At 29.2% G+C, this 7,923-nt stretch carries 9 protein-coding genes; 4 read left to right on the top strand and 5 right to left on the bottom strand.

The window, feature by feature from the left end; genetic code table 11:
• The first annotated feature begins 120 nt into the window (after window positions 1–120).
• Window positions 121–1,089 carry an SGNH/GDSL hydrolase family protein gene (locus tag BM384_RS13475; protein WP_139232121.1) on the top strand — a complete coding sequence of 323 codons (969 nt, stop codon included), beginning with the start codon at window positions 121–123 and terminating at the stop codon, window positions 1,087–1,089.
• Between the two features lie 21 nt (window positions 1,090–1,110).
• A complete protein-coding gene (locus tag BM384_RS13470) occupies window positions 1,111–1,587 on the top strand; it encodes a hypothetical protein (RefSeq protein ID WP_090014378.1) in 477 nt (158 codons plus the stop codon).
• Between the two features lie 111 nt (window positions 1,588–1,698).
• On the opposite strand, the gene BM384_RS13465 is transcribed toward BM384_RS13470, so the two are convergent.
• From BM384_RS13465 to BM384_RS13445, 5 genes are all read right to left on the bottom strand, one after another.
• The gene (locus BM384_RS13465; RefSeq protein ID WP_090014376.1) at window positions 1,699–2,343 is read right to left on the bottom strand and encodes a YczE/YyaS/YitT family protein; all 645 of its coding nucleotides are present in this window, start codon (window positions 2,341–2,343) and stop codon (window positions 1,699–1,701) included.
• 282 nt (window positions 2,344–2,625) lie between these two features.
• A complete protein-coding gene (gene phnE / locus BM384_RS13460) occupies window positions 2,626–3,435 on the bottom strand; it encodes a phosphonate ABC transporter, permease protein PhnE (RefSeq protein WP_090014374.1) in 810 nt (269 codons plus the stop codon).
• Window positions 3,435–4,256, bottom strand: a complete 822-nt coding sequence (phnE, locus tag BM384_RS13455; RefSeq protein WP_090014373.1) for a phosphonate ABC transporter, permease protein PhnE — start codon at window positions 4,254–4,256, stop codon at window positions 3,435–3,437. Before phnE (BM384_RS13455) ends, phnE (BM384_RS13460) begins: the two co-directional genes overlap by 1 nt.
• Window positions 4,257–4,258: 2 nt before the next feature.
• A complete protein-coding gene (gene phnC / locus BM384_RS13450; protein ID WP_090014371.1) occupies window positions 4,259–5,023 on the bottom strand; it encodes a phosphonate ABC transporter ATP-binding protein in 765 nt (254 codons plus the stop codon).
• 93 nt (window positions 5,024–5,116) lie between these two features.
• Complete coding sequence (locus BM384_RS13445) at window positions 5,117–6,133, bottom strand: phosphate/phosphite/phosphonate ABC transporter substrate-binding protein (RefSeq protein WP_090014370.1); 1,017 nt, start codon at window positions 6,131–6,133, stop codon at window positions 5,117–5,119.
• A gap of 216 nt (window positions 6,134–6,349) precedes the next feature.
• Between BM384_RS13445 and ppaX the strand changes: the two genes are divergently transcribed.
• Together ppaX and BM384_RS13435 are read left to right on the top strand one after the other, a co-directional pair.
• Complete coding sequence (gene ppaX, locus BM384_RS13440) at window positions 6,350–6,985, top strand: pyrophosphatase PpaX (protein ID WP_090014368.1); 636 nt, start codon at window positions 6,350–6,352, stop codon at window positions 6,983–6,985.
• Between the two features lie 8 nt (window positions 6,986–6,993).
• Window positions 6,994–7,338 (top strand): arsenate reductase family protein, encoded by a 345-nt coding sequence (locus BM384_RS13435; RefSeq protein ID WP_090014367.1) that lies wholly within the window; start codon window positions 6,994–6,996, stop codon window positions 7,336–7,338.
• The last annotated feature ends 585 nt before the right edge of the window (window positions 7,339–7,923 follow it).

The following is a 7,923-nucleotide window of genomic DNA, read 5'->3' as shown; positions in this document are numbered from 1 at the left end:
TTTTATTATTTCTAATACATTATTGTAATTATACGAATTCAAATACATCATCTCCTAAAAAATCTTTGTTAAGATGATTGACATATTTTATCACTTTTATTCATAATACAGCCATAAATAATGAACAAAAAAATTACTAAAACTGCATCTGTATTAATTTCGGGAGTTATGATGCTTATGTCTGTGCCAGCTTCTATATATACTTATGCTACAGAAGGAAATACTAATGAGGGAGCTAAACCTACAATACATATTGCTGGAGATAGTACTGTAAAAGCTTATACAGATGAACAGTTTATATGTGGATGGGGAGAAGTGATTTCTAGGTATATTGATACAAGCAAATTTGAAATTAGAAATTATGCTGAAGGTGGAAGAAGTACTAGAAGTTTTATTAATGAAGGAAGATTAATAGATAATGGTAATTTTAACACTAATATTGCGCCAAAAGGAATGGGAGTAATAAGTAATAATATAAAAGAAGGGGATTACTTATTTGTTCAATTTGGATATAATGATGATGATGATAGCAAGGGATATTCAACTTTATATGATAGAATGGTACCTTTAGGAACTCCAGATGAAAATGGAGTTTATCCATCAACACCAGGAGTAAAAACATCAACTAATGAATTGCCACAAGCTTACATAGACGCTTTAAATGCTGATACAAAATTAACAGAAAAAGATAGAGAAACAGCAAAAACTAAAGTATTATCTGCAATTAAGAAATATGGAAGTGAATATTATTCATATGATTGTGGGGAAACATATAAATGGTATTTAAAAGAATATATTAAACTTGCACGTGAAAATGGAGCAACTCCTGTATTAGTAACACCAGTTTCAAGAAGAAATTTTGATTCTGAAGGTAAAATTGTATCTACGCCTGGTCATCATGGTGGATCTGATAATTACAATGATTTTAGATATGTAGAAGCAGTAAAACAAGTTGCTAAGGAAGAAAATGTACTTTTAATAGATATGTTCTCTGAAACTAAAAATCTATATAATACTTTAGGAATTGAAGATAGTCAATATATACAAAGCTTAAAAACTGAAGCTGGTAAAACTTTAGATGTTATATAGGTAAATGAATATAATGACTATATGATAAATAAGAATTTTGGAGCTTTTGATAATACTAATCAAAATAAGTTTGGTTCATTCTTATTTGGTGGTAAGATAGCAGAAGGAATAAAGAAATTATCTAATGAAACTGCAGGTGTTAATGGAAAGACTGAATCAGTAAAGGATATTGCAAATGCTGTATATGAGAGACCAACAAGCTACACAGAAGCACCAGAACTAATCAAAGGAAGATTAGATGATATTGCTTCACTATATTCTTTAGTTCAACTAATAGAAGGTAAGTCATTAGCTAAAACAGAACAAGCTCCAGAAGCTGAAAAAACATCAGAAACTAAAGAAAATAATAATGAAGAAGTTAAGAATTCAGTAGGTAATAACCTAAAGGGAAATGTGTCATCTGAAAAAGCTACTTATACTTCAAAAAATAATAAAACTGTTAAGACAGGAGATAAACTTGGAAGTTTAGCTTTATGTATGTCTGGAGTTATGTTATAAATAGCAGGAGCTATTTATAGTAAGAAAAAAGAAGCTAAATAATATAAATAAAAAAGGATGAGAATCTAAAGTTCTAGGTTCTTATCCTTTTATCTATTAATTTAATTAAGATTATACTTCGTTACTTGCTTTTAATAATGGTTTTAATATTTTATCTATTTTTGGCATCATAAATTGAATTATTGGACCTTGACATAAGGCAGCAATAACAGTTCCAACACCAACAACTCCTCCTAAGAAGAATCCAATAACAAGGAAAGTTACGTCAAGAGTTATACGAATCCATCTATATTGAACCTTTAATTTTTCTTGTAACATAAGAGGAATTAAGTCATTTGGAGCTACTCCAAGACTTGCTGTCATTAATATTGAAAAACCAATAGCAATTATTATACATCCAATAATTAATATAATACATTTGATTAATATATTATAGCTATCGAAGGATACACTATCTAACACGTTAGTCATTAAATCAATGAATATACCTGCAGATACTACAGCTAAAATAGTTCCAATATTTATTGATTTTCTTGAAGTTAAAAGTATTACTACAAAGAATGTAAATAATATAACAAGGTTTGCTTGACCTGTAGTAATGCCTAATAATGTAGCTAAACCTTGAGTGAATACTGTAAATGGATCTGAACCAATATTTGCTTTTATAAATATTGCAACACCAGTTTGAATTATCCAAAGTCCTGCGAAAAATAGAATTAATTTCTTTACGAATAACAAATAATCAAATTTTTTCATATGTTCTTTTCCTTTCATCATAAGATGTATATTAAATATCGTTTACAATGCTTAATTGCGACTTACTTAATATACCATATTAAAAAATACAAAGCAACTTTTTGTAATTAAAAACTTAATTATTATAAAAATTTAAAAAAAAAGAAGAAAAAATTTAAAATGTGTTTTTAAAAACGGTCAAAAATTATCAATATCGCATGGTAAAAAAGCCAAAAAAATCATAAACAATCAAAAAGATACTATTCTTAGCATAATGACTAAAGAATAGTATCTTTATTAAGGTTATCCTCTTGCAAGTTTTTTTCTGATTTTTGTAGAAGCAAACTCAACAATAAGAACTAATATTATAAGACCAACTAAAATTGATCCAACTTGATTCCACTTATAAGAATTCATTGCAAATACAAGTGGGGCACCAATACCACCAGCACCAACTAGTCCTAAGATTGAAGCATCTTTAATATTTATTTCAAATCTATAAATTGTAGTTGAAACAAAGTCAGTTGAAAGTTGTGGTAATATTCCATATCTTATTTTTTGAAAAGTTGTACAGCCTGCAGCATCAAGAGATTCTAAAATTTTAATATCTAAATCAGCAATACAGTCTATATACATTTTTGTAATCATACCTATTGAACATATTGCAATAGTTAACACTCCAGCAAAGGCACCAGGACCTGTAACTCTTATAAACATAAGCCCATAAACAAAAGATGGGAAGGTTCTAATAAATGCAATTATTAATGTTCCTATAGTAGCAAGCCATTTTGGCACAATATTACTTGAACAAATGAAAGCAAGAGGAACAGAGATTATAGCTCCAATAATAGTTCCTAAAAAAGCAATACATACTGTTTCAAGTAATAGATACATTACTCCTGAAGTAGTAATATCAAATAAGAATTTTCCATCAGGAGACACTATACCTAATAAAATATTTTTTGCTATAGATAATCCAGAATCTTGAACACCCTTATATTCAATTGTACTTCCAGCCCATATTATAATGGAGAAGATAAAAGCAGTTACAAATAACTTGGCTATCCAAAGCTTTGGCTCTTTCTCTAATTGTTTCTTTATATCTACTTTCATTATGATAATCTCTCCCTTATATATTGTGAAGTATATTCAATTATGACAACTGTAACAAATAGCATTAATAAAATCATACCAACTTTGTCATATTCTCTCCAACCTATTTTTTCATTTAAAACAAGACCAATACCACCAGCACCAACATATCCAAGGATGGCAGCATAACGTACATTTACTTCAAAACTCCAAAGAGCAGAAGAGAAGTATGCTGGAAGGATTTGAGGTAAAATAGCGTATCTAAAACATTGGAATTTTGTAGAACCTGCTGATTCCATTGCTTCAAAAGCTCCCATGTCAACTGTTTCAATTCTTTCATAAATCATTTTAGAAACTATACCAACTGTGAAAATACAAATAGCAACTGTACCTGCAAATGCTCCAAGGTCAAATACATAAGTAGCAATAAGAGCTATAACAAGAGTTGGAAGTGTTCTGATTATACTTAAAATAAATCTTACTGTAAGTAATACTGGTTTATTATGGTTAACATTTACTGATGCAAGCATTGCAAAAGGAAGTGCAATAGTTGAACCAATAGCTGAACCTAAAAGTGACATTTTTATTGTTTCTACAAGTGGTGAAATGACACTACTTGCATAACTAAAATCAGGTGGAAACATATCGCCTAAAATAGCAAAGAACTGATGCCCCTTTTTAATAAGTTTTGCAGTATCAAAACCTGTTATTTGAGCAGAGAATACTATAGCAACTAAAACTCCTAATATAATAAATAAAAGTTTTGATTTAGGAGGAGTTACTTCCTTGCCGTTACTTAATTTTATTTTTTCGGGTTTAAATGTACTTTTTAATATACTCATAATTATTCACCCATAATTTCATCTGAAGAAAGCTTACGTCCATATATTTCTTCAAGAACTTTTTCGTCTACTTTATCAGATGGCCCATCATATATGATTTTTCCAGCTTTAATACCAATAACTCTATCAGCATATTCTAAAGCTAAATCAACATGGTGGATATTTATTAATACAGAAATATTCATTTCTTTATTTATTCTTTTAAAGTCGTTCATTACTTCTTTTGCAGTTACAGGGTCTAAGGCAGCAACAGGTTCATCTGCTAATATTATTTCTGGCTTTTGAGCAAGAGTTCTAGCAAGGGCAACTCTTTGCTGTTGACCTCCTGAAAGATTATCAGTTCTTACGTAGGCTTTATCAAGTATTCCAACTTTATCTAAAGCTTCTAAAGCTGCAATTTTATCTTCTTTAGAATATATACCAAAGAAAGAATTTATTGGTGAAAGATCTGGTACTCTTGAAGTAAGTACATTTTTAATAACAGAAGTTCTAGTTATTAAGTTAAATGATTGAAATACCATACCTATTTTTCTTCTAAATTGTCTAAGTTCTTTTCCTTTTAAATCTTTAACAGATGAGCCGTTAACTTCTAATGTACCATCTGTAAAGTCGTGCATTTTATTAATAGTTCTAAGAAGTGTAGATTTTCCTGCACCAGATAAACCTATAATTGCCACGAATTCACCTTGTTTAATTTCAAGGGAAACATCATTTAATGCTTTATATCCATTAGGATATACTTTATTTACGTGTTCAAATTTGATCAAAATAGACCCTCCAATTTTATTTCCGATTTTTATTTTATGATAGTTTTTTTAAAACCCCGCAGCATATTACTGCGAGGCTTAATTTAAATTTAATTACTTATTAGTTTTCTTAACTAATTCTTGCGCATTTCTTTCGCTGTCGTAGTTTGCATCTTCAGCCACTTGGTAACCATTGTGTTGGTAAATAGATATTATGTTTTTACCTTCATCTGTAGAAGCAATATTTATAAATGCTGTTTGAAGAGCTTTTATAAAATCATCGTCTATGAAATCTACATTTTTAGAAACAGAGATTGTATCATTGTAGATATTATCCATAACACCGATTATATTAGTGTCTTCCCAAATTGATTTTCCAGAAGTGCTTGTCCATTTGTTTTCGTAATCACTTCTTACATCAGCATAAGCGAAGATAACATCAAGTTGACCTGAAGCAAGTCTTGTAATAGCGCTACCATAAGAATCGTTTTGTACAACGTTTGGAATGTCAGTTATATTTAATCCGAATTTTTCATTTAACCATAATGATGGATAAATATATCCAGCTGGTGATGAAGAGCTCATAACACCAATTTTTGCTGATTTCATATCTTCAGTAGTAAGTTCTTCTCCAGAGTTAACTTTTGCGGCTAATTCTTGACCTTTTGCTGAAGGACCAGCAATAGCTAAAGCTTTATAGTAAGTAACTTGTTCTTCTGATTTTTCTGTAGCCTTACCATCATTCCAGTCAGCTGGATTTTCAGAGTCTTTGCTTAAACCATTTCTTGTAGCAGTAAGTACAGCGTCTGCACCATCATCATAAAGTACATAAGTACCACCTGGAATGAATCCAACATGAGCAGTACCAGCAGTTAAGCTTTCTCCCACAGCTTCAAAGCTTGTACCAACTTCGATATTGATATCATCAAATTCATATCCTTGTTTATTAAGCTCATCTTTAAGAAGTGCTTTTAATGGTTCAGTTGCAGTAACAATTTCGTCAGCATCTCTTGATGGTACGAAATAAACTACAAGATCTTTAGGTAATTCATTTTTGTTGTTACTACCACACCCAGTCAATAAACCTAAAGTCATCATAATTGCCATAGCAAATGTGATTATTTTTTTCATTTGTATCCCTCCATGTATTTTTTCACGAATATTATATCATAAATATTACCTAGTATACAATTACATTATAAAAATTAGTAAAAAATAAAAAATATATCAATAAAAACATGTCAATTATTAAAGGTTTTTTGAATATTTTCTAAAAAAGGTTAGAAATAACTTTGCTAAATATATTATAATTAAATATATATTTTAGTATAAAGGAGATAAATTATTTTGATAAAAGGAGTATTATTTGATTTAGATGGAACACTTATAGATACGAATGAGTTAACGTATAAATCTTTTTTATTTATGTTTAAGGAGATTTTTGATAAAGAACTTCCAAAAAGTGAAATAACTAAATTTTATGGAAAACCATTAGAAGAATCTTTATCTAAGTTTGCAGAAGATGATATCATGCTTAATAAAATGATAAGTACATATAGAAAATATAATAAAGCTAATCATGATTCATTATGCAAAGTTTTTGATGGAGTAGTAGAAATGTTAGAAAAATTAAAGGAGAGAAATATCAAGATTGCAATAGTAACATCAAAAAAACGTGATATGGCTAAGAGAGGTTTAAAGGTTACAAACATATTTAAGTATATTGATGTTATAATAACTCCAGAGGATACAACTAAACATAAGCCAGAAGGAGAACCAGCTATGAAAGCTTGTGAAATATTAAAGCTAGATCCTAAAGAAGTATTAATGGTAGGGGATAGTCCTTATGATTTAATGTGTGGAAAGAATGCTGGTACTTTATGTTGTGGAGTTGAATATACAGAAATAGATTTAAGTGAACTTATGAGAGTTAAACCTGATTATATGATAAAAAAACCAATAGATTTATTAGAAGTTATTTAGGAGGATATATGAATATACAAATTTTTGGAACTAAAAAGTGTTTTGACACAAAGAAAGCAGAGAGATTTTTTAAGGAGAGAAGAATAAAATATCAATTTATTGATATGAAAGAAAAGGGTATGAGTAAAGGAGAGCTTAATTCTGTTAGATGTGCTGCAGGAATTAATGAAATAATTAATACTAAGGCAAAGAATTATGCAAAATCTAACCTTAGCAATGTAAGAAGTGTAGAAGTTAAGGAAGAGTTACTTTTAAAAGATCAAAGCTTAATAGTAACACCAATTGTTAGAAATGGAAAGAAAGCAACTGCAGGGTATAAACCTGAAGAATGGACTAAGTGGATGGAAGAATAAAATAGGTACTGTTTAGGACTGTTACATTAGAAATAATGAGGCAGTCCTTTTTGGTGTCTAAATAAAGAGCTATTTATAGTATTCTTTCATAAGTAAATGTTGGTGAAGATAAATTATTTAAAAGACAGATTAATGTGAATAGGAAATAAAAAGTATAGGGGGTTAAGTAACAGTTACAAAAATATTATAAAACCTTAGAAAAGTGTACTAAAAAATAACAAACTTCAGAAATGGAGATTTATAGATTTGTCTAATAACTTTTAGATGTTTATTAATGATATCACCTCACTAATATGTCTTTTATGTATCTTTGAATACTATTTTGCGTATTTTTGAATACTATTATAGGATACAAAATAGAGATGAGCATAATTGATCTTTAAAAAATTGAATATAGATTAGAGAATTAAAAATAGTAAAATTAGGATAACTACTAATAATATGACCTAAAAAAGGGCAGACTATCCCTATGAGGATAGTAAATGTAAAAAATTAGATTGTTAAAGAGTTAAATCGCGCGTTTAAGATTACTTAAGGAACGAAGCATATCGCCCTTATTGGTAAGGATTGCGGCGAGTGCAACAG

The organism is Clostridium sp. DSM 8431, from assembly GCF_900116755.1.
Lineage (GTDB): Bacteria > Bacillota > Clostridia > Clostridiales > Clostridiaceae > Clostridium.
The sequence above is the reverse complement of the archived record's forward strand: the minus strand, read 5'-3'. Positions and strand labels throughout refer to the sequence as shown.

Coding starts and splice junctions, on each gene's coding strand:
- BM384_RS13475 (WP_139232121.1), top strand. CDS start 121: ATGAACAAAAAAATTACTAAAACTGCATCTGTATTAATTTCGGGAGTT.
- BM384_RS13470 (WP_090014378.1), top strand. CDS start 1,111: ATGATAAATAAGAATTTTGGAGCTTTTGATAATACTAATCAAAATAAG.
- BM384_RS13465 (WP_090014376.1), bottom strand. CDS start 2,343: ATGAAAAAATTTGATTATTTGTTATTCGTAAAGAAATTAATTCTATTT.
- phnE (WP_090014374.1), bottom strand. CDS start 3,435: ATGAAAGTAGATATAAAGAAACAATTAGAGAAAGAGCCAAAGCTTTGG.
- phnE (WP_090014373.1), bottom strand. CDS start 4,256: ATGAGTATATTAAAAAGTACATTTAAACCCGAAAAAATAAAATTAAGT.
- BM384_RS13445 (WP_090014370.1), bottom strand. CDS start 6,133: ATGAAAAAAATAATCACATTTGCTATGGCAATTATGATGACTTTAGGT.
- BM384_RS13435 (WP_090014367.1), top strand. CDS start 6,994: ATGAATATACAAATTTTTGGAACTAAAAAGTGTTTTGACACAAAGAAA.